Annotated in this window: 17 protein-coding genes and 1 pseudogene; 9 read left to right on the forward strand and 9 right to left on the reverse strand. The window is 45.4% G+C overall.

Going from position 1 to position 21,792, the window contains the following annotated elements:
* Position 1: 1 nt before the first annotated feature.
* From ACLGGO_RS15760 to ACLGGO_RS15780, 5 genes are all read right to left on the reverse strand, one after another.
* Positions 2-334 (reverse strand): hypothetical protein, encoded by a 333-nt coding sequence (locus tag ACLGGO_RS15760; RefSeq protein ID WP_446420004.1) that lies wholly within the window; start codon positions 332-334, stop codon positions 2-4.
* 342 nt (positions 335-676) lie between these two features.
* On the reverse strand, positions 677-2,110 hold the full coding sequence (locus tag ACLGGO_RS15765) for a c-type cytochrome (RefSeq protein ID WP_446420005.1): 1,434 nt from the start codon (positions 2,108-2,110) through the stop codon (positions 677-679).
* Positions 2,111-2,280: 170 nt separating this feature from the next.
* On the reverse strand, positions 2,281-2,697 hold the full coding sequence (locus tag ACLGGO_RS15770; RefSeq protein WP_446420006.1) for a hypothetical protein: 417 nt from the start codon (positions 2,695-2,697) through the stop codon (positions 2,281-2,283).
* A gap of 178 nt (positions 2,698-2,875) precedes the next feature.
* Entirely contained in the window at positions 2,876-4,333 is a 1,458-nt protein-coding gene (locus ACLGGO_RS15775) for a c-type cytochrome (RefSeq protein WP_446420007.1), read from the reverse strand.
* Positions 4,334-4,508: 175 nt separating this feature from the next.
* On the reverse strand, positions 4,509-5,936 hold the full coding sequence (locus tag ACLGGO_RS15780; RefSeq protein ID WP_446420008.1) for an NADH:flavin oxidoreductase: 1,428 nt from the start codon (positions 5,934-5,936) through the stop codon (positions 4,509-4,511).
* A 243-nt stretch (positions 5,937-6,179) separates the two neighbouring features.
* On the opposite strand from ACLGGO_RS15780, the gene ACLGGO_RS15785 reads away from it, so the two are divergent.
* The 3 genes from ACLGGO_RS15785 to ACLGGO_RS15795 all read left to right on the forward strand — a co-directional run bounded on the left by ACLGGO_RS15785 (position 6,180) and on the right by ACLGGO_RS15795 (position 10,109).
* Positions 6,180-6,974, forward strand: coding sequence for an SDR family NAD(P)-dependent oxidoreductase (locus ACLGGO_RS15785; protein WP_446338905.1), 795 nt, complete (start codon positions 6,180-6,182; stop codon positions 6,972-6,974).
* A 49-nt stretch (positions 6,975-7,023) separates the two neighbouring features.
* On the forward strand, positions 7,024-8,814 hold the full coding sequence (locus tag ACLGGO_RS15790; RefSeq protein WP_446420009.1) for a peroxidase family protein: 1,791 nt from the start codon (positions 7,024-7,026) through the stop codon (positions 8,812-8,814).
* A 359-nt stretch (positions 8,815-9,173) separates the two neighbouring features.
* Positions 9,174-10,109 (forward strand): hypothetical protein, encoded by a 936-nt coding sequence (locus ACLGGO_RS15795; RefSeq protein WP_446420010.1) that lies wholly within the window; start codon positions 9,174-9,176, stop codon positions 10,107-10,109.
* On the opposite strand, the gene ACLGGO_RS15800 is transcribed toward ACLGGO_RS15795, so the two are convergent.
* Positions 10,103-10,810, reverse strand: a complete 708-nt coding sequence (locus ACLGGO_RS15800; RefSeq protein WP_446420011.1) for a YdcF family protein — start codon at positions 10,808-10,810, stop codon at positions 10,103-10,105. The two genes, ACLGGO_RS15795 and ACLGGO_RS15800, sit on opposite strands and share 7 nt — an antisense overlap.
* Before the next feature lie 252 nt (positions 10,811-11,062).
* On the opposite strand from ACLGGO_RS15800, the gene ctpB reads away from it, so the two are divergent.
* From ctpB to ACLGGO_RS15830, 6 genes and pseudogenes are all read left to right on the forward strand, one after another.
* On the forward strand, positions 11,063-12,385 hold the full coding sequence (gene ctpB / locus ACLGGO_RS15805; protein ID WP_446420012.1) for a carboxyl-terminal processing protease CtpB: 1,323 nt from the start codon (positions 11,063-11,065) through the stop codon (positions 12,383-12,385).
* A gap of 786 nt (positions 12,386-13,171) precedes the next feature.
* A complete protein-coding gene (locus tag ACLGGO_RS15810) occupies positions 13,172-14,617 on the forward strand; it encodes a circularly permuted type 2 ATP-grasp protein (protein ID WP_446420013.1) in 1,446 nt (481 codons plus the stop codon).
* 95 nt (positions 14,618-14,712) lie between these two features.
* A complete protein-coding gene (locus tag ACLGGO_RS15815; RefSeq protein WP_446420014.1) occupies positions 14,713-15,663 on the forward strand; it encodes an alpha-E domain-containing protein in 951 nt (316 codons plus the stop codon).
* 132 nt (positions 15,664-15,795) lie between these two features.
* Positions 15,796-16,710, forward strand: a complete 915-nt coding sequence (locus ACLGGO_RS15820; RefSeq protein WP_446420015.1) for a transglutaminase family protein — start codon at positions 15,796-15,798, stop codon at positions 16,708-16,710.
* A gap of 984 nt (positions 16,711-17,694) precedes the next feature.
* A pseudogene (locus tag ACLGGO_RS15825) lies at positions 17,695-17,739 on the forward strand (hypothetical protein); the annotation flags it as partial.
* Positions 17,740-17,790: 51 nt separating this feature from the next.
* A complete protein-coding gene (locus ACLGGO_RS15830; protein ID WP_446420037.1) occupies positions 17,791-18,000 on the forward strand; it encodes a hypothetical protein in 210 nt (69 codons plus the stop codon).
* 130 nt (positions 18,001-18,130) lie between these two features.
* Here the strand turns inward: ACLGGO_RS15830 and ACLGGO_RS15835 are convergent, their stop codons facing one another.
* The 3 genes from ACLGGO_RS15835 to ACLGGO_RS15845 all read right to left on the reverse strand — a co-directional run bounded on the left by ACLGGO_RS15835 (position 18,131) and on the right by ACLGGO_RS15845 (position 20,929).
* Complete coding sequence (locus tag ACLGGO_RS15835) at positions 18,131-19,003, reverse strand: vitamin K epoxide reductase family protein (RefSeq protein WP_446420016.1); 873 nt, start codon at positions 19,001-19,003, stop codon at positions 18,131-18,133.
* 47 nt (positions 19,004-19,050) lie between these two features.
* On the reverse strand, positions 19,051-19,893 hold the full coding sequence (locus ACLGGO_RS15840) for a peptidase (RefSeq protein WP_446420017.1): 843 nt from the start codon (positions 19,891-19,893) through the stop codon (positions 19,051-19,053).
* Positions 19,894-20,176: 283 nt separating this feature from the next.
* Positions 20,177-20,929 (reverse strand): DUF4230 domain-containing protein, encoded by a 753-nt coding sequence (locus ACLGGO_RS15845; RefSeq protein ID WP_446338916.1) that lies wholly within the window; start codon positions 20,927-20,929, stop codon positions 20,177-20,179.
* Positions 20,930-21,792: the final 863 nt, after the last annotated feature.

Consider the following 21,792-nt stretch of genomic DNA (forward strand, 5'->3'; position numbering starts at 1 on the left):
GTCAAATTTGACGAAAACGCAGCATCTGCAAAAGTTCATCGGTATCCATTTCTAACGCTTCAGCGATATCCTCTAATTCAGCATCTGTTGGTCTTGCGCCATCTTTGATTTCCTGGAGTCGTTCATCTGAAATGGGTGGATTATCTTTATACTCTTCAGTCCATTCCACTCCTGCTACTAAGTCGCTCAGTAGTGGCTTACCCAAGGCATCAACATGGCGTTGAATCCGCTGATTTATCGCCTTTTGCAGAGTCCGCAGTTCATCCATCCTTAAATTGTCCAAGCCATCAAGGATTTTTTGCAGCGTTAGTGGTTGTTTATCTGAATCAGTCATGGGATTTGTAATTACCCCTTCAGAAATAAGGGGTGCAGGGGTGCAGGGGTGCAGGTTTGTCGGGGCGGATTTGACAGATAACGTGATTTAAAAAACTGATAACTTGACTAAATCCGCCCTCTTTAAGGTGCAGGGAAGCCAAGGATAGTTGAGCCGCTCAGTCAGTAGTGTGAGCATCTGACTCACATTTAGAAGTACGCGATCTAAATGTTTGCGCTTCGCTTTCCACACGACTTTTGCTGATATGGAGATGCTCCCTACTGGCTTTACCCTTATGCCAAAATCTTACCATTTTTTATTTGAATCGTTGACAAAGGACAAATGACAAATCACGAATAACACTTAAAGCGATTTCAAATACTCAATCAACGCCTGCTTATCCTCAGCCACCAACTCTGTACCATAACTATGACCTTGATTGCTATTTGCCGTCACCATCGTATCATATCTAAACCCCTCTTTCTTCGCCTCTACTCCTTCAGCAATAAACCCTACTTTTTCCGGATCATACACATCATATCCTCGATAAAACACTTTCGTCCGCTTCTGTGGGATCTCCAATAAATCTGTTAAATACGGGACTGAACCATTATGCAAATAGGGCGCTCTTAACCACAAACCATCTAACGCCACCGCCACATATCCATTAGTTTTGCGAAGCTGATCAAAATCCCAATCATATCCTTCGGCAAACTCGTTATACGCATCAGCCGCTTCTTGCGTCCACATATCTAAACGATAGCGGTCAGTACCAATCTCATCAATAGGAATAACAGTTCCAATTCGTTCGCCGCCTAACCCATGACAAGAGGCACAGTTATTTTCAAAAATTTGACTCCCTTGTGCAGCTAAAGCTTGATCAATGTTATATGGATATTTTGGCGCGGGTAATTGACGAATATAATCCTCCACCCGCTGTAATCCCTCAATATTAATTGACTCCTTCGTCGCACCATCACCAATCGCTCCAGTATTCACAGTTTCTGTGAGTGATGTTTCTAACCCATCCCAATGTAAGGCAAATCCTTCATGTTGATTTTGATTCCAAATCGACATCATATCGGAATTGCCAATTGTATCATCTAGGGGTAGTCCTAAAACTCGAAACTTCACCGGATTAAACGGAGCAATGCGTCCCGATCCTTGATCCGGTCGTTCTTCCATCCAGGCAAAGGATTCTTTAAGATCTAATAACTCTTTCCGGGTGCGGGGAATAATAATAAACCGATAGAGTAGCTTATCAAACCAAGACAGGTCATAATTATATCTAATTTCATCTAAAATATAGTCCGGATTAAATCGGGGATCAGTGGCACAATCACTGAGAAAGCGAATATAACCTTGCAAATTAAATTTATTCGAGGGTCCCCCTAGAACAATGGTTGGTTTATCTTTTGGGGTTTGGCGATAGGTTGCACTATGACACAGCGCACAGGTTATTCCTTGGCGGGGAAAGCCGATAATTTTTTTAGAAAAGCCAACAGGTAATTCTTGTCCTTCTTCCCAGGTAATTCCTAGGGAGGTATAGCCACCAGGTTTTGGGAGTTTATCCGGGAAAACCCGGGGTAATACTAGCCAAATCCAATAGGGAACGCCTTCGGCATTTTCGGTACCTATTGAACCGTATTTAAAATGATCTTCGACTGATTCGTAATAGGTGTCTACTTCGCGAAAAAGGTTATACCATGCCAGATATCCTACACTACCAATTAGCAGAATTATAATAATTACAATCGCTGTAATTGTTTGTCCAATTTTTGAGGTTTTACTTTCCATAAAATTCTCCTTTTGTTTAGTTTAATCCTATTGCTTTTAATGAAAAAAGCCCTAGAGAGACGTGATAGTCTAGGGCAACCCACTCCAATTGAGTGGGCTCCCAGGTTAATTGGTGCAAGTGGGTCACTGCTACCCGTCTAATTTCTCCGAAAATGACCGATTTAGGAAAATTACTGGGCTGTTTCTGGCATTTCAGGCTGTTGATTCCGCATGGCTAAGAATAACAGAATCCCTTGCACAATCATGAAAAATACATCCACTAAAGCAATCGTGAGAAATCCTAACTCTTGCCCAAAGAACAAAACAGCACTTAGGAAAAAAGTAGCGCCCGCGCCCCGTGTAAGGAATACTGACATCCAAGCCGTTGCTTTGTAGCGATAAGGATCAATTGCTCCCGGAATATACAAAATACTAAGTTCCAGTAGCAATAGTCCAGCCGCCCTTACCCAGATAATTGGCACGGGTATTCGCATCTTTAATAGCGAAAGTAGAACTTCTGGAAAAAAGCAGAGGGGAATTATAAAAAACATATTCACCACAATGCCTAGCCAGACAACACGACAAAACCATTTTGCATAAGAATTCATGATTTTTTCTCTTGATTCTAAAAAATGGGGGACATAGGGGAGATAGGGAGACAGGGGGGATAAGGATGTTAATTCAAAACTCGGTCGAGGCGGGTTCAGCCGCATCTGGGTAAAAAAAGGTGATAGTAGTGAACCCTGTCTATACACAAAACTATCGCACTTCTCCAATATCCAAAAATTAAAGCGTTTTCAAATACTCAACCAATGCAGCTTTATCCTCCGCAGCAAGTTCGATGCCATACAAATGACCCTTGTTACTATTGCCAGGTACGGTAGTGTCAAACTTAAAATACTGCTTTCCCTTCTCCTGGGCAACCGTTGAGACAAAACCGACATTCTCTTGATCAAATACATCATACCCGCGATAGAATACCTGAGGACGGTTTCCTGAATCCTCTAACAAGTCTCGTAGCGTCGGTACAGACCCATTGTGCAAATAAGGCGCTCGCAACCAGATTCCATCTAATGGCATATTGGCATAACCATCAGTCTTACGGAAATTCTTGAACCGTTCCGGCGTCCCCGCAAACAGGGTATTTTGATTAGACAGTAACTTGTAGGTATAAGAATCCAACCGATGCGGGTCAGTACCAATTTCCCCAATCGGCGTCACCTTACCCAGCTTCGCCCCACCAAAGGCATGACAACTGGCACAATTATTTTGATAAATTGGCTGACCCTTAGCCGCTAATTCCCGATTAATCGGGTACGGATAAGTCGGTGGAGGAAGTTCCCATAACCAATCCTCAATCCGCTTAATCCGTTCCAAATCCGCCGTAACCGGAGTCACTCCTGCACCCAACGCTGCACTTAAATTACGTTCATGAACTGATTTGTTATCCCCATCCCAATGCAGTTGCAATCCTTCACGGGGTTTTTGATTCCAGATAGAGGGTAAATCAGCCGTACCAATTTTTTCATCTTCTTCTAACTCATCCATCGGGAAGTGAAACTGAATCGATTTATAGGGATTAAACGTATCCACCCGTCCTGGACCCCAATCCGGTTGTTCGTTTAAAAAAGCCAGTTGACTCCCTTGAGTAATCAACGCATCCCTCGTTTGGGGAATAACCAGATAGCGATAAATTAACGTCTGAATCGGATTAAAGTTTCCCCCTTGGGCATCAATTTCGGCTAAAATTCGGTTGGGTGTGAATCGTTCATCCAAAGCCGTTTTTCCCAGAAACTGAATATACCCTTGCAGATTCACTGTATTTGATGGCATCGTGGGGATAATTTGAGACTCACTCTCAGGCGTATCCCGCAGCGAACCGACATGACAAATCGCACAATTCAAGCCAACGCGGTCAATCAAAACGCGACGCTGAGAAAACCCAATGGGGCGGTCTTTTCCCGTCTCGTAAAGAAAACCTAGGGACTGATACCCTTCACCGGGCAATTTGTCAGGAAATACGGCGGGTAGAACTTTCCAAATCCAATAGGGTACTCCATTTTCTGGTTCACTGCCAATTGACCCATATTTAAAATGGTCATTAATATCAGCATAATCCACAGGATTATTCAAAAATAGGGGAGAAATTAAAGCAATAATTGCAGCGATTATAACTCCTGCAATCACAATCCATAATTTCTTAAAAGCCTTCGCCGTTGACTTCAATGGCGTTGAGTTTTCCATAATTGTTCATTGATGATTGATGATTGGTGATTCTGGAAGACCCTTCGCTTCGCTCAAGGAACCTGGTTTCTGTCGGGGAGGTTTCACTGTTGTTGTTTATCAACTCACTCAGATGGGACTAAACCTACCCCGGTAGAGACTTAGCCGCCTACACCTGGAACCCCCATATCCCGGTTTACTGAAACGGTGCAGGATCAAACACAGTCATAATTTCTGCAATCATTTCATCCGAGTTATTATAGCGGTGTAACTCATAACAACCGAGGGGATTTTCTAAGGCATTGAGTAAACATTTGTTGCAGTAAGTACAAGGACGTTCTGGCAAGTCTTTTCCTGCCTTAAACTGGTGAACTAAGTCATTATTTGCGACTAAGGGACGGGCAATACTAACCGCATCGCAGAATCCCTCCTGAATTGCCCGACGAATATAGGACGCCTGTTGAAACCCTCCCGTACAAATAACTGGAATATTCACCTGCTTTTTAATCTCAGCCGCGTGATTAATGCTAACCCCCTGATACTTCTGCAACAATTCCTGCATCTGTTGGGAATTCACGAACGTCTGGAACGACTCATTCAATGCTTGCGCCTTTACCTCTAATCCCTGAATCGGTTGATCCTGGGTCTGTTTCTGAACTCGATTCCATAAGAATAAGAAGATTGGATACAACAGGGGAACCCGAAACAGTAAATAGTTGCGAAAGGTATGAATCCCACTGGATAACATCAAATCATACCAGCGCATTGCCTCCATTCTGGGAAATTCACCGGGAGGGTTCAAGGGATGAGGAAATAGACTCCCCGTGGAAACATGAATCCCATCAACTCCAGCCGCTTCCATCCACTTACAAACTTGAATCGAATCGTCTAGGGTATTCCCCGGCTTTTCCCACGGAATCACGGCATTATTATAGTCCACCGCACTAATCTTAGCTTGTAGGTGAAAATCATCACCCACTTCTTGACGAATTGCTGTAATAATCTCCAATAAAAAGCGAGCGCGATTTTCTAAGGAACCCCCATATTCATCATTGCGGTCATTAATCCCAGAACTGAGAAATTGGGTAATTAAATAACCATTGGCGCTGTGCAGTTCCACACCATCCAATCCCGCCTCTCGCGCCCGTCTCGCTCCCGCCGCAAACGCCTGAATTATTTCTTTAATCTCAGCCTTTGTCATGGCTTGACATTCAAAACCATGAAACGATTCCGTGATACTGGTTGAACTGAGGGCTTTTGAGTAAAGGTTTTCCACGCCACTCACATCCTGCTGACGCCCTGAATGGCTCAGTTGCATGATAAATTTGCAGTCATACTCATGCACAACCTCGCCAATTTTACGCCAGAAGGGAATGCGGTCATCTCGGTCAATCGTGGCATAGTTTGGCAGGATTCGTCCCCGAATTTGCACGGGCGTAAACGATGAAATAATTGCACCTACGCCTCCTCTGGCAAACTTCTGTTCCCAATTGATTCGGGCTTGGTTACCGGAACCATCATAATTATCGAATCTGCCGGAAATATTCGAGCGAAAAATGCGATTGTTGACAGTGAGGTTCCGGAATGTTATTGGTTGAAAAATGATATCGTTGTCATTTGTCATTTGTCATTCGTTATTGGCGGCAAGGGACGTTTATATAAGATAATGATAAAAATCCAGAATATTCTAATTTTTCAATTATGGCAACTCCTGGGACAACTGAATTTATTTTAAGATTTGTTAAAAGTATCCGGGTTTTGTGGCGAACAGGCTGAGGCTGGTTATCATCAATGGAACAAACAGAGGCGGTTTGAACCAACTCAATCGCCTCTGTCGTTGCTCAGACTCTCTATTACTGGTTTCAAAATGTCTTCCCTCAATCCCCATCACCCCCAAACTGCTCTGATTACTGGCGCATCCAGTGGTATTGGTTATGAGTTGACGAAACTATTGGCTCGCGATCGCTATAATTTAGTCTTAGTTGCCCGAAGTGCCGATAAGTTGCAGCAGATGGCTGACTCATTCACCGATAAATTCGGGATCACGGTAAAAACAATAGTCAAAGATTTGTCTGACCCGAACAGCCCTCAGGAAATCTTTGCCGAACTTCAACAAGAAACCATGACTGTTGATGTTTTGGTAAATAATGCTGGCTTTGCCACCTACGGATTTTTTGAGCAAACTGACCTGATGACGGAACTTTCGATGATGCAGGTTAATATGGTTGCTTTAACCCATCTGACCAAGCTATTTATACCTCAAATGATCCAAAATAAGCAAGGAAAAATATTAAATATTGCCTCCACTGCTGCCTTTCAACCCGGACCTATGATGGCAGTTTACTACGCCACCAAAGCTTATGTCCTGTCCTTCTCAGAAGCCCTCGCCAATGAAGTCAAGAAATCCGGAGTAACCGTGACAGCCCTTTGTCCTGGACCAACAGAATCGGGATTTCAAAAACGGGCAAATATGGAACAATCAAAATTGGTCAAGGGACGCCAGATTATGGATGCGAAAACGGTTGCTAAGATTGGCTATCAAAGCATGGTGGAAGGCAAACCAGTCGTTATTCCTGGTGTGAAAAACAAACTGCTGGCTTTATCGGTTCGCTTTCTTCCCCGAACAATGGTGACTCAAGTTGTCAGAAGTATGCAAGAGTGATGAGAGAGAGTTGTTAATTATTGTATCTAAATAATAAGGAATTTAAATCATGGCTAAATCATCCAAATCGGCTCAAGGTCGGCAAAAACCTTGGCATCAATTACCCGTTCCACTGGCATTAGTAAAATTATTCCAGTTCCGGAACCGAATGCGGCAAGAAAACCTACATGATACAGCAAAATTACCTAGCCAAGGTGATGGAACACAACCTACACCCAGTCCAGATGGTCACCATCTCAAGATTCGTACAGCCGACGGGAGTTTTAATAGCCTAGAACAGCCAGAAATGGGTCAGGCGGGTTCCCGTTTTGGACGCAACGTTCCCCTACAATACACTCATCCTGACCAAAAGAATTTACTCGAACCCAATCCGCGTACAATTAGCCGCAAATTACTGACACGGGATAAATTTGTACCCGCTAGCACCTTAAACTTACACGCCGCATCTTGGATTCAATTTCAAACCCATGACTGGTTCGCCCATGGGGGTACGTTAGAGAAGAAATTTGAGATTCCTCTAGAAGCAGATGATCCGTGGCCCCAAGAATATCGACCTCTAGAAGTGGGCGCGACTTTACCCGACTCCACTCGTCCCGACGGAGATACAAAAAATCCCCCCACCTTTCTGAACCGAGTCACTCATTGGTGGGATGCGTCACAAATTTATGGTAGCGATCAGGATACCATTGATAAGCTGCGGACTCATGTCGATGGTAAGCTAATTATCGGTGACGATAACTTATTACCCATCAACCCAGACAATGGCATCGACCTAGTGGGTTTTGATGAGAACTGGTGGGTAGGCTTGAGTATGTTACATACTCTATTCGTCAAAGAACACAATACTATTTGCGATCATCTCAAAAACGAATATCCCGATTGGAAAGAGGATGATCTGTTTAATCACGCCCGACTAATTAACGCCGCCTTACTCGCCAAAATCCATACCGTTGAATGGACGCCTGCAATCCTGGGACATCCCGCCTTAGAAATCGCCATGAACGCCAACTGGTGGGGATTTTTAGGTCAACATGTCAAAGGATTATTTGGGCGTATCGGAGAGGGAGAAGTCCTCAGTGGTATTATCGGATCACCGACAGATCATCATACTGCCCCCTACTATCTCACCGAAGAATTTGTCTCGGTCTATCGGATGCATCCCTTAATGCCAGATGAGTTTGAATTTTACTCTCTCAACAATGGGGAATTACGGTTAACTCAAAATCTATTTGAAGTATCAGGGAATCGTAGCCGGACGCTAGTCGATAAAGTAGGTATGCCCGATTTATTCTACTCATTTGGGATCACTCATCCTGGGGCAATTACCTTACATAATTACCCGCGTTTTCTACAGCAATTAGTCCGGGATAACGGCGAAGTCTTCGATCTAGCCGCTGTTGATATATTACGCGATCGCGAACGCGGCGTTCCCCGTTATAATCAATTCCGTGAACTCATTGGTCGTGAACGGGTCAAAACCTTTGAGGACATCACCGAAGACCCGCAATGGGCAAAGGAACTACGGGAAGTTTACAACAACGACATCAACAGCGTTGATTTAATGGTAGGCATGTTTGCCGAAAACCCACCCGCCGGGTTTGGCTTCAGTGATACAGCCTTCCGTATCTTTATCCTAATGGCATCCCGACGACTCAAGAGCGATCGCTTCTTCACCAAAGACTACACCGCCGAAGTCTACACTCAATGGGGTTTAGATTGGATTGACAACAACAGTATGTTAACGGTTCTGCGCCGCCATTATCCTACAGTCAGCCCTGCTTTATTCGGCGTGCAAAATGCCTTTGCCCCCTGGCGTAAAGTTGGTGTTTCGGGATATTAATCATTAAGATTGGGAGTCGGGAACAGGTAATAGGCAATAGGCAATAGGTAATAGTAACTAGCGAAGCGTTGCGGCGGGGGTGTGGGGGGTCGCAACGCCCCTTATAGATCCCCCTTCTGTCCCCCTTCTGTCCCCCTTCCGTCCCCCTTCCGTCCCCCTTCTGTCCCCCTACCCCCCTCATTCCCCCCTACAAGAGGGGGGAGACCAGAGGATGCTTCGCTTTTTTTGCATGGGGGAGACCAGAAAAAACTAACGCATTTAACCCATAAGTTGAAGCAATCAAGGATAACTTTTTGGACTTCCCCCATAAAACTTAAAATACACTACAAACCCCAATACTTTTTTACCCAGTTACCCCAATGAAAAAGCTGCAAAACTTTTGGCATAATGCCCACAATTTAGATCCACTCCCTAACGACTATGAATCTTGGAATGCTGCAAAAAAGCAGGACTTTATTTGGCAGCAAAGAATTTTAGAATCCAGATACGATAACCTACCGCCACTCAAAAAAATTGACGTTATCGGTTTATTTTTTACTCTCTTAAGCATCAAAATGGATCGCTTAGCCGATGAAGCGCCCCGCAAATGGAACAAAGCCATTCACGCCCATGCAAGTGTGGCTAAGGTTAAGTTAGTCCCCACCCCGACCAGTCCATTTACCGGTTTATTCAAAGGAGCCGACTATGGTCTTCTACGATTATCCCTCACAGGTGATCCCAGCGATCGCGGATTTGCCCCAGGGTTAGCCCTTAAGCTTTTGGTGGATGGCAAACCCTCCGAAAACTTCTCGGCGTTGGTTTCCCTCACAGGTCAAGGCAATAACTATAATTTCTTTGCCAATGAATTGTCTAATATCGTTCCCGAAGAAAACGATTTAGGTCCTAAATTCATCAATTTAATCTTCCGCCGCGTCAGCAAATTTCCCCGCAAACTCTATTTACAAGGCTTTGCCCAAATAGACCAAACGGGTCATCCAGAACCTGATCCCTTTTATCCCTATCGCCTTTTTATGGTTCCCAATCCCACTATTCAGTTTCCTGAACAACCACCCCATGATTTCAGAGATGACCTTGCCACAATTCCTGTTGGAACCTCTTTATTTTCCCTCTATGCCGTTGATCCCAAAAACGTAGGAGACGAAAACGCCAACCAGAACGCTGATATTATAGACCAGCCAAGTTATCGCCAAAACGCCCAAATTATCGGACATCTGGAAACCACCTCGGAATTTGTGGCATCCTACTATGGTGATAGCCAACTCTTTTTTAGACACCAACGCTTTGCCAATCAATAATCCAGCTTTAACCACCATTGATATTCACAGTTGAATCCTGACTTGCGCCAAGCGTCTAAATCAACCTCCGTTAGTGGTGTTACCTCAGAACAGTGCGGCTGAATCCCCTGACTCAACAGCGCCCAAACCAGACTGCGCGTCATATCCAGTCCCGTCTTCAACCACGATTCCTGATTACCTGGAATCCCCCGTTCCTGTACCGTATCCACATCCACCCAAATCCCATTCGCCCCCAAAAGAATTTGCGCCATCCACCCAGCTCGTGGTAAATGGCTCTTAGAGGTAATTAACTGAACATGACGCACCCCCCAGAGACGTAAAATGGGAATACCGAAGTAGAAATTACCAAACGTGGAATCCGCACATTTTTCTAACCAAACCTGACCTATTGGCGCGTTATACTTTTGAAAGATGAGCCAAATACAGGGTTCCTTAGAGCCTTGAGAAATCAAAACGGGAGTTTGGGGATGTTGTTTCACTAACTGAGCAACATAAACCTCTCGGCGAATACTTCCCCCCAAAACAAAAAACGTATCCACAGGTGCAGAGGCTCCTACCTGCAACCTCAGGATATTGGCAAGTAACCCTATACTAAGAATAACGACTAGGCTTAATAGCCCTAAGCCTAACCAGCGTAGTCGTTGCTTAGACAGTAGCCAACGCAGAAACCCTAGCCAATGGCGTGTAATCAATCGTCTCACTCAGGCTTACCACTTGATGCACTCTTACTGTCCGAGGCGAAGAGATTGTCTTCATCAACAGGACAATAGGTAAACTGGCACAAAATTTCTGGAAATTAGCCAGATAAGTTGAGTATAGTAGCAATAGACGGATTTGATGCCGCCAGAACCATGCTATCCCTACTCAGGGAATGCTAACGGTAGAAGCCAACGACTGGGTACGCTTTGACTGTCCGCTTTAAACTCACCCATAGTCTGTTCGACGTATTTCCCATGAATCAATATCCCAAAACCTTCCCTTGGCTCAAAAGCATCCTCTTAACTGGTGCGATCGCAACAACAGCCACATTATCATGGTTAGCCCCAATTGGCAGCAATCGCTCCGTCTCTGCGGCGCTTCAGGATAGTCCCAAGACGGTTGTTGATGAAGTTTGGCAAATTGTTAATCAGGAATACGTCGATCCCTCGTTCAATCAAGTGGATTGGCAAGCGACCCGTCAACAGCTACTCAACCGCAATTATACGTCTGTCGAACAAGCCTACCAAGCTATTCGCGACGCCCTAGAACCTATTGGTGATCCCTACACTCGCTTTTTAGAACCCGAACAATTTAAAGCCCTCACTGATCAAACAGCGGGTGAACTATCTGGGGTAGGAATTCGCATGGGTGTTGATGAGAAAACCCAGAAGCTGGTTATTGTTGAACCGATTCAAAATTCGCCGGCGTTTGAAGCCCAACTTAAGTCGGGAGATAAAATCCTCGCCATTGATGGCAAATCCACTCAAGGAATGAGTGCTGAAGAAGCTTCGGCGTTAATTCGGGGAGAAGTCGGCTCATCGGTGATACTGCAAATTTCTCGTCAAGGGCAAAGTCCTTTTGATGTCACTCTAACTCGCGCCCAAATTGAGCTACCGTCTGTACACTATACCCTCAAAAACGAAGGTCAGATGCAGGTGGGTTATATCAGCGTCGATGAATTTAGTTCCCATGCGGCGGAACAAATGCAACGGGCAATCCGCAATCTGGATAGTCAAAAGGTGGATGGCTATGTTTTAGATTTGCGTGGAAATCCTGGAGGGTTATTATACGCCAGTATTGAAATTGCCCGCATGTGGATTAATGATGGTGAGATTGTCCACACAGTTGATCGTAAAGGCGGAGAACAAAAATTTTCTGCCAACAAAACCGCCCTGACTCAACTTCCTCTCGTTGTTTTAGTTGATGGCAATTCAGCCAGCGCTAGTGAAATTCTAACGGGTGCGCTCAAGGATAATAAACGGGCAATGGTTGTCGGTTCGACTACATTTGGTAAAGCCGTCGTGCAGTCTGTCCATTCCTTATCCGATGGTTCGGGCTTAGCTGTTACGATTTCCCGCTACTATCCTCCTAGTGGTATTGATATTAATCACAAGGGAATTGCCCCTGATGTGAAAATTGATTTAACTCGCGCCCAACAGCAGCGTTTAGTCACACAACCGATGTTACGTGCCACACTCGAAGATCCTCAATATAAGCAAGCGATTACCATTCTCGAAAATACAGTATTAGCACAACGGGGTTTGAATAAACCGACTGAACCAATTAGTGTTCGGTAAGACTATCAATTGGGTTTGTTATTAGTCATTGGTGATTTGTTTTCTACTAATGACTAATGGCTCTTTACAAGAGTTTGAGCTTAAACCTGCCCCTATCATCAGACAGACGTGCCATGGCACTCTAATTAGGGTCTGCTGAATAAGTCTTTTGGTGGGGGTAGGGAGCAGGGGAAGCTGGGGGAGCTGGGGAAGCTGGGGAAGCTGGGGAAGCTGGGGAAGCTGGGGAAGCTGGGGAAGCTGGGGAAGCTGGGGTAACAAAGGCGGATTTGGTATCACAAATCAATTGGGTCTAACCAAAGAGGTTAGACCCAACCGATCGTTCTATTAGGACTTTTCAAGCCGTTAATTTTTCAGGTTTTAATCTGAGCTTACTAAGGGGTTTACATATTCCACAGGTTCACTGCTTATTGACCCGCATAAATCTGTCTTTCTGGACTTGAGTTGGGTTTCGGTTTCCACCGAATCTAACCCCTTACTGCTACGCTAGGTTAGTTACTTCTGTGGCAGAGTCAAAGATGGGGGATGATCGTCATAACCTCTGACTCTTCGTTGGTTTTTCTCCAGTTATTATGACTCTGGAGGACGACCTCCATATTCAAAGTAACATGATTGTCCCTAGTTGCCAAACAGGATTTACTAAAGTTTAGAAGTTGTTACAAATAGCAATTTTTTTCGGTAAGCTTTACCTGAACTCCCAGTAAACGGTAATATTCACTACAGTTCTAGATCCAATTTAGACCAATCTTGTAATACGTAGGGTGTACATCGAGGAGGGGTGTAGTCAACGTGGCAGTACAATGGGATCTCTACAATCCAGAAGAATTCTATGATGAGCTGTTCTCAGCCAAAGGACAGCCACGACCGTCAGCAGCCGCCCTGATTAATTGGATGCAGGGATTGCGCCCTGATGAACTCCAGCAACACCGGGAAACTGCTCAAGTCGCCCTGCTGAAGTTAGGGGTAACCTTCAGCGTCTACAGTGATAATCAGGGCATTGAACGGGTGTTTCCCTTTGATATCATTCCCCGGATTATCTCAGCTCAAGAATGGGAAATACTAGAGCAAGGACTGAAACAGCGGATCACAGCGCTTAATCTCTTCCTCAACGACATGTATGGGGAACAGCGCATTCTCAGCGATGGCAAAATCCCCTACGAAATTATTTTTTCGGCAAAAGGATTCCTCAAACCTTGCGTAGGCTTAAAACCCCCAGGCGATGTCTGGTGTCACATTACCGGAACCGATTTAGTTCGCGATCGCGACGGTCAGTGGTATGTTCTGGAAGATAACCTGCGTGTGCCTTCTGGTATCTCCTACGTCCTAGAAAACCGTCGGGTGATGAAAACTACATTCCCGGCAATATTCCAAACCATGGCAATTAAGCCAGTGGATGACTATCCCAGCCATTTGCTAGAAACCCTGCTCAATTTAGCGCCACATCAACTTCCTGACCCCACCGTCGTCGTCCTTACCCCTGGTATTTACAACTCTGCATACTTTGAACATTCCTTTTTAGCCCAGCAAATGGGTGTGGAATTGGTTGAAGGTCGGGATTTAGTCGTCGTGGATGGCTATTTGCAAATGCGAACGACTAAAGGATTGCGGCGAGTGGATGTGGTGTATCGCCGTGTCGATGATGACTTTTTAGATCCCCAAGTCTTTCGTCCCGACTCTTTGTTAGGTGTACCTGGACTCATGGATGTCTATCGCCAAGGGCGAGTCGCATTAGCTAATGCACCCGGAACAGGTGTAGCCGATGATAAGGTTGTCTATGCTTATGTCCCAGAAATGATTCGTTATTACTTGGGAGAAGAGCCAATCTTATCCAATGTCCCCACCTATTTATGTTGGCAGGAAGAAGACCGAAACTATGTCTTGAATAATTTAGAGAAAGTCGTGGTTAAGTCTGCCAATGAGTCGGGGGGGTATGGGATGCTAGTGGGTTCGAGTTCCACTGAGGTGGAACGGGCGGAGTTTGCGGAACGGATTAAAGCCAATCCTCGCAATTATATTGCCCAACCCATCCTTTGCCTGTCGCGGGTACCCACGTTGATTGATCATCAGGTAGAAGGACGACATGTCGATTTGCGCCCTTACATTTTGCATCGGGGAGACGATGTTTATGTTCATCCCGGTGGATTAACCCGTGTGGCTCTGAGAAAGGGTTCTCTGGTGGTGAATTCATCCCAAGGTGGAGGAAGTAAGGATACGTGGGTGCTTAACCACTCATAAATTATGAAGTAGGAATTTCTATTTCCTCTCCCCTGTTAAAAAGTTCCTTGAAAAAGGACTAATGACTAATTAGCAATAACCAATCAAAAATACTTATGCTAAGTCGGGTTGCTGATTCTATCTACTGGCTCAATCGCTATATCGAACGTGCGGAAAATATCGCTCGGTTTGTGGATGTTAATTTAAATTTAATGCTGGATATGCCACCGGGAGTGACCCAGCAGTGGAAACCGTTGGTGATTACAACTGGGGATTCAGATTTATTCCGCGATCGCTACGGGGAAGCTACCTCGGACAACGTTATCCGCTTCCTCACCTTTGACCCAGATTATCCCAACTCAATTTTATCCGTACTCCAGCTCGCTCGTGAGAACGCCCGTTCGATTCGGGAAGTGATCTCCTCAGAAATGTGGGAAGAGGTCAATGAATTTTTCCTGATGGTTAAAGAGGCTTCCCAAGGAGGAGCGTTACAAGCCTTACCTGATTTTTTCACCCAAGTCAAACTGGCTAGCCATCGCTTTGCTGGAGTTATGGATGCCACGATGACTCATAATGAGGGATGGCATTTTGGGCAAATGGGCAGATTGCTAGAGCGGGCAGATAAAACGACCCGAATTCTAGATGTAAAGTATTTTGTGTTACTCCCGTCTGTACAGTGGGTGGGAACACCATTGGATCAAATTCAATGGATGTCACTGCTCAAATCTGCCAGTGCTTATGAAATGTATCGCAAGTCCCAGCATCGGATTACACCCACCAGTGTCGCCGAATTTCTGATTCTCAACCGTCAGTTCCCCCGCTCAATTCACTTCTGTCTGGCGCAAGCGGAACAATCGCTGCATCAAATTACTAGCACTCCTCGGGGAACGTGGTGTAACCCAGCCGAACGTGCTTTAGGTCGTTTGTGTTCTCAACTCGGATATCTAACGATAGAAGATGTTTTCGAGCAGGGTTTGCATGAATTTTTAAATCAAATGCAAATCGAAATTAATCAAGTAGGTAACCAAATCTCGACAACATTTTGTGCGGTAAAACCTGTAGCCTAGTACCCCTAGGCGGAAGTCAAAAGTCAAAAGTCAAAAGTTAGTGGTGACAAGCTAGCTTTAGTTTATAAACCCGTCCCTACAATTAACTTAGGATTTATTACTTAAGACTTATTACTTTTTTGATGAATTATCGTGCGTTACAAAATTTGCCACACCACAACCTATACATATAATCAGCCCGTTATTCTAAAACCCCATATCTTGAGGTTAAGTCCCCGCTGTGACGGGACTCAGAAACTGCATTCGTTTACACTAGACGTTGAACCCAAACCCACAAGCATTTCCGAGATTATCGAACTAGATGGGAATGCGATCGCGAAACTTTGGTTTAATACCAGCACCGAACAATTAACGATCAGTGCTACATCCGTTGTCGAAACCTGTCGCACCGATCCCGATAACATTCAACTGGAACCTTGGGCAACTCAATTACCCATTGACTACCCCGACTACTGGTCATCTCAGTTACAGCCTTATCAGCAATTTTATGATCCCCTCTTAGTGGACGCAATAAAGCAATTAGCGCAGGACATTTACCAGCAAGTCAAGGGTGATACCGTTAACTTTGTCAAAACACTCAATCAACATCTCTACAGTCATTGTAAACCTAAATATCGGGAAAAAGGGGCACCTTGGTCTCCCAGTAAAACGTGGCAATTAAAGCGCGGATCTTGTCGAGATTTAGCGGTGCTATTCATGGACGTTTGTCGGGTGATGGGATTAGGCGCACGGTTTGTCAGTGGGTATCAGGAAGGTAATCTAGAACGATCGCAACGATACCTTCATGCTTGGGTAGAGATTTACTTACCTGGTGCAGGGTGGCAAGGCTATGATCCCAATCAAGGCGTCGTTGTCACGGATCGCCATATTCCCCTCGTGGCTTGTGCTTTACCCCGTTATGCTGCCCCTATTTCTGGTGCGATCGCGACGACTAAATCGGTGGGTGAAGGCGCTAGGAAAATTGAGTCTGATATGAAAATTAATTTGTCTATTGCCAGAGATGAATATAGCGGTTTTCAGTCCGAGACAATACACCTCTCATCTTAAACGCGGTTCGACAGATCCCCTAAAATATGATTAAATCTATGCATAACTCTTTAGGCGCAAGCTATGCATAGATTAGAGCATCTAGTTGAGGAAAAGTAACGATGCCACGCCGCAAGAAGCAACAGAAAACTCAAGAAATTTACACTCAGGTTATTCCTGTTGCTTCAAGTTCAGATGAAGCGCAGGTGAGGAGAATCATGCACCTGTGTGGCATCGAGAGAGCATTAACGTACAACTTACTTGGAGCGCTACAAGGATGGGGACTCAACTGGAGAAAAGCCGCTCCTATCGTGAGAACCCAACTGAGCCCAACTGATATTGGATTACCTGCGAAGCTTTGGGAATGGTCAGTTAATGACGCTATGAAGGCTATTTTAGCGCAACAAGAAGCCGCGAAAACCTTCATGATTCGAGCAATTTACCGCCGCACTCTAGACGAACCATCGCGGTCTAAGTTGCTGGATTTGATGCACAATGACCCAACTTCCGATCCTTGGCTGCATCGGGTGTTTCGTACTCAATACCAGCGCGGACACACCTTTGTTCGTAACCAGATCGTTTACCAAGGTGGCGGTTACACCTGCAAGCGACTTACCCGCAATACAGTCAAGCTGGAAGTTCAAGGGTTAAAGAAAGGTAAGCGGATTACGCTAAAACTGAAATGCCGTCATACCGTGTCTGGGCAAATTCGACTAATCTGTAATCAAGACGATAAACTATCCATTGTCAAATCACGTAAGCTAAGAAAAGAAAAAGCAACCATTCAGAATTTCATTCGCAAAGACTTAAGACTCCTGATCACCTCACCGACTCGCATCTTTGCCGAAGACCTCACCTCGCCGATCAAAGGGAAACAGCAAGCCAAGCAAATTAATCGCAAGCTGAATCAATGGATGAAAGGTGAACTACAAGCTTCAACCCTTGAAGATCGCATTGGAGACTGGATCAACAGTGTCTGTGGTGAATCCAGCTTATACGTCGCAAATGTGTTCTCGTACCGGGACGTTATTGGGTCAACGGGATGGGGATCGTTTTATCTGTTACACAGGGGACGTAATTCAAGCAGACAAAAATGCCGCAATGAACATTCTGCATCGCGGCGGTGATCGTGAGATTACTCTCTGGATGAAATATGCAGAAGTCCGCACCATTTTACTGATGCGGACGGTTCGATACTTAGCTTCGATTGGAAAGTCTGTAACTGAAGCTTTAGATTTGGGTTGGCTTAACCTCAAGTTTAAAGCAGAAGCGTTACGACTTGAAGATGAGTATCACCTAGCGGGGTGCTAGGTACGGTTAAGCTCCGGTGGGTGGGAGAAGTGCCTTGCTTCACCAACGTCCCTAACGACAACCATCAACGGATGAAACCAGCAATATGAGACACTTCTAGCTTGTCTGCATAGATTTGCACAGATTTAGTTCACCCCTCTGAACCCTGATAGCCAGAAATATCTGCCAATCGTTCTAACGGTTGCACCCCTGGATAAAACTGTCCCTGAATTTCCCAGGTGGGAACTCCTTGAATATTAGCAGCTTGACAGCGTTCGGGTTGGGCATTTTTGCCACGAGGATTACATTCAATGTAATCAATTTGATTAAATGCGGCTTGACCAAAAAGTTGTTTTTGTTCGTGACAATGAGGGCAAGTAAATGCACCATACATTTTTGCCCCTACTGTGTTCAGATGACCGGCTAAAGCGAGTTCAGCCGCACCGGAGATATGGGTAATGGGTGGACCCGATTCTCCTGTAGTAGCGCTAGCGCTAGGAACATCAGTATAGACTCCCAGTATCCCAGTAAACGTGACCAAACCAACCGCCAATCCTGTCAGCGTGACTTGTCCAATATCTTGCCAATCATGACCGATGGTAGTCCACAGAAATAGGGTGAAGGACAACAGCGCCGAGGCGATGCAGTAGGGACAAACTCCCTTGACAATAAACAGCATCACGTACATCAGATAGCTGCTACTCACCAGCATACAGGTGGTAATTGCCAGCATAACCAGCCAACTGGATTGCACCCACTCGGATGACAAAGATTTAATAGCTAAGGGTGCTAGGGAAACCCCCAACAAAGTGGTATAGGCAAGAAATCCCCATAGGGGTAGAGGGAGTCCAAAAAGCTGGGCATAAGGACTTTCTAGCACCGCTTGACAGCCATGAGTGGGACAAATTTCCGCCACTTTTCCCAACCATTCAACCACTGTGAGGAATGCCGTTTCCAGCATTCCCAAAACGGCGAGCGCACCAATCCAATATCGATTTGTCTTATGTACTTTGTCATTCGTCATTCGTCATTCGTCCTTGGAAGAGGAACAGGGAACGGGGAATAGGGAATTCAATCAATCAGAATATCTTCTTGCTGATTATCCTCTACTGGATGCTGCCATTCAATATTCGGCATAGATTCAAAGGCACGCCGTAACGAGTCCTCCCACAACTTGCGAATTTTTGCCAAATAGGGATCACCTAGACGCAGTTGCAGTTTCTGGCGAGTCATAAAGGTGCCAGCTTCATACATAACTAAGTTAATCGGTGGTCCGACTGAAATATTTGATTTCATGGTTGAATCGATAGAAAGCAGAGCGCACTTAGCAACAGCTTCTAGTGGCATATCATAAGTAAGAGTTCGGTCGAGGATGGGTTTGCCATACTTGGTTTCGCCAATTTGCAAAAACGGCGTTTCCAGCGTGGCTTTAATAAAATTACCTTGGGTGTAAATTAGATAAAGTTGGGGGTCTTCGTCACGTTGGGGGTCTTCGTCACGTTGGGGGTCTTCGTCACGTTGGGGGTCTTCGTCACGTTGGGGGTCTTTTCTGCGAATTTGACCCCCGACTAACAAGCTACAGTTAAAATCAATGCGATCGCGTTCTAGCCAAGGGCGGTCTTGATCTTGAATTTGCCGCAGTTTGCTGCCAATGTAACGAGTCACCTCATACATATTGGGTAGGGAATGGATATTCAGTTCTTCCTGAGTCTCGATATCCCAATTCAACCGATTGATTACCCCTTGGGTAATCGAAAGGTTTCCCGATGTACATATAATAATCGCTCGTTCTCCTGGCAGGGAAAAATCAAAAAGCTTATTGTAAGTAGAAATATAGTCTACCCCGGCATTGGTGCGAGAGTCCGCCGCTAAGACTATACCAAAACGGTTAATAATGCCCAGACAGTAAGTCATCGTCAAATTAAGTCCTCTTGAATTCGACTGGGAACCTGATGCAAAAACCAGGATTTACTCCCATTAGCCAATTGATGGCATGGCGTAGACTGATGTTGCCTGGGCTGGATTGGTGAATCGTCCCTTTGGTAAGGTTTTATACTACTCCTACGCATCTTCATTGGTATATGGATAAATTCTCTAATTCCAGCGTAATCCTCCTGAGGGACTTCTGGAATAAAAAAATCTCCCCCATCTCCCCATTTCCCTTGTCTTTTCCACCCTTGAAGCCTCTGCGCTCCCATCAAGGGGCTATCCCAGAATGAGCAGGCTGAGAGGCTAACGCCGCCGACTGACAAGTTCCAGGTATCGGGGATTGAGTGTTCACCTGCACCTGTTTATACCCGGCTGTTGTTAACAACTGACCCACGACGAGTTCGGCGCGTTCGTTGGCTTTTTCTAATACCCCTTGCTCACAAGCATTGAAGACAATTTTTTTCAAGGTTTCTTGTTGCGCCAACATCTGCAACTGGGGCGCCGTATCGGGTCCTAATCCCAAGAAGCCGCGATCGTAGTCATACACCTGAGACCGATTCACGTCAATTTTGCTATCTAAAATTTTGGGGGGTGGGAGTTGAAGTTGGAGCGTATCATTGACAATTTGCACATTTTCTGGTTTTAATTCTGCCAAATCGACACCAGCCCGCACCTCACCATAAGCAATATAAAGGAGTGTTGTTTCCGCGATCGCATAACCTGCCAAAGTCCGAGCTTGACGGCTAGGAACTACCGCCTCCATCGTAAAAACAGCCGTGGTCAAGTCGCTAACCTCCCGCACCTGCTGGACAATCAAAGAGCGCACGTCAACTTCGGGTGCGGGTTGAGGGGCGTTAAACAGGGTAGTCACTTGCCCCAAAAAACGAGACCCAGTTCGCCACAACCCAATGCCAAAAATCAGGGCGACAACCACCGTAGCGCCTGTGGTCATCATCATCAGGTTTCTCAGTATCCCGAACGTATTGGGACTGAGCTGATATTTGTCAAACGGATTATTCATCGTAAATTGGGGTTGGTAAGGGGGCGAATGGAAACCCCTGTCATTTATGTATGGGGAGAAAGCAAGCCCTCTTACATAAACAGCAGTCCGACAGGACTTCCTCTCTTAAAGAATGTATCGGCTCCATTTCCCGTGTACACGACTGCAATTTAAGGTCAAAACCCTTACCGCCTTGGATTTACTTGCTCCGGTGACATCTTGCATTTGTATGCCAGCTTGGGCAATTACAAGCTCAAAGTTTTCAACCTGTACGCATAAGGGTTAGTTTTTGGGGTATGGTTGCCCCTAACTCCCATTGCTGGGGTGACGTTAGCCTCGCCAATGTTAACGGTCGGTACTTTCCAAGTGGCACTGGCTTAACTCTTGTACACCTGTTTAACCACTCGGTTCTAGAGCATGGGACTGGCGCAAGCATCCCAAGGTAGGAACTTTAACGCTTGCCGTTAACGTAGACCTCGTAGGTCTTAGGCTGGTCAGGTACGGGCTAAATTCCAAGCCCCCGGCTTATAGCCGTGGGGTTCCTGACGGCATTACTCCTTCAACCGGGCTGTCTGGGTGGCTCTAACTATAAGATTAGCGCTTTGCCAGAAGCCGGACTTTTTGATTAAATGTATCTGAGCGTACAAAAAATTCAGTCAAATCTCTCCTCTACTCCTCTATAACACTAATGCAGCAATCCACTCATCGACTCAAATTCCTCAAAAAGGTAACATAAACTAGAACTTGTGTACACGGGAAGGACGGATACCAATATAGCTTCTCAAGGTAAGTCCTGTCGCAGTGCTATTTATGTAAGGGGGCTTGCTTCCTCCCCATACATAAATGACACACTCCTACAATTGAATCAGGGCGGTTCTTGTTAA

It is taken from the genome of Coleofasciculus sp. (assembly GCF_046565525.1).
In the GTDB taxonomy this organism is placed as follows: domain Bacteria; phylum Cyanobacteriota; class Cyanobacteriia; order Cyanobacteriales; family Coleofasciculaceae; genus Coleofasciculus.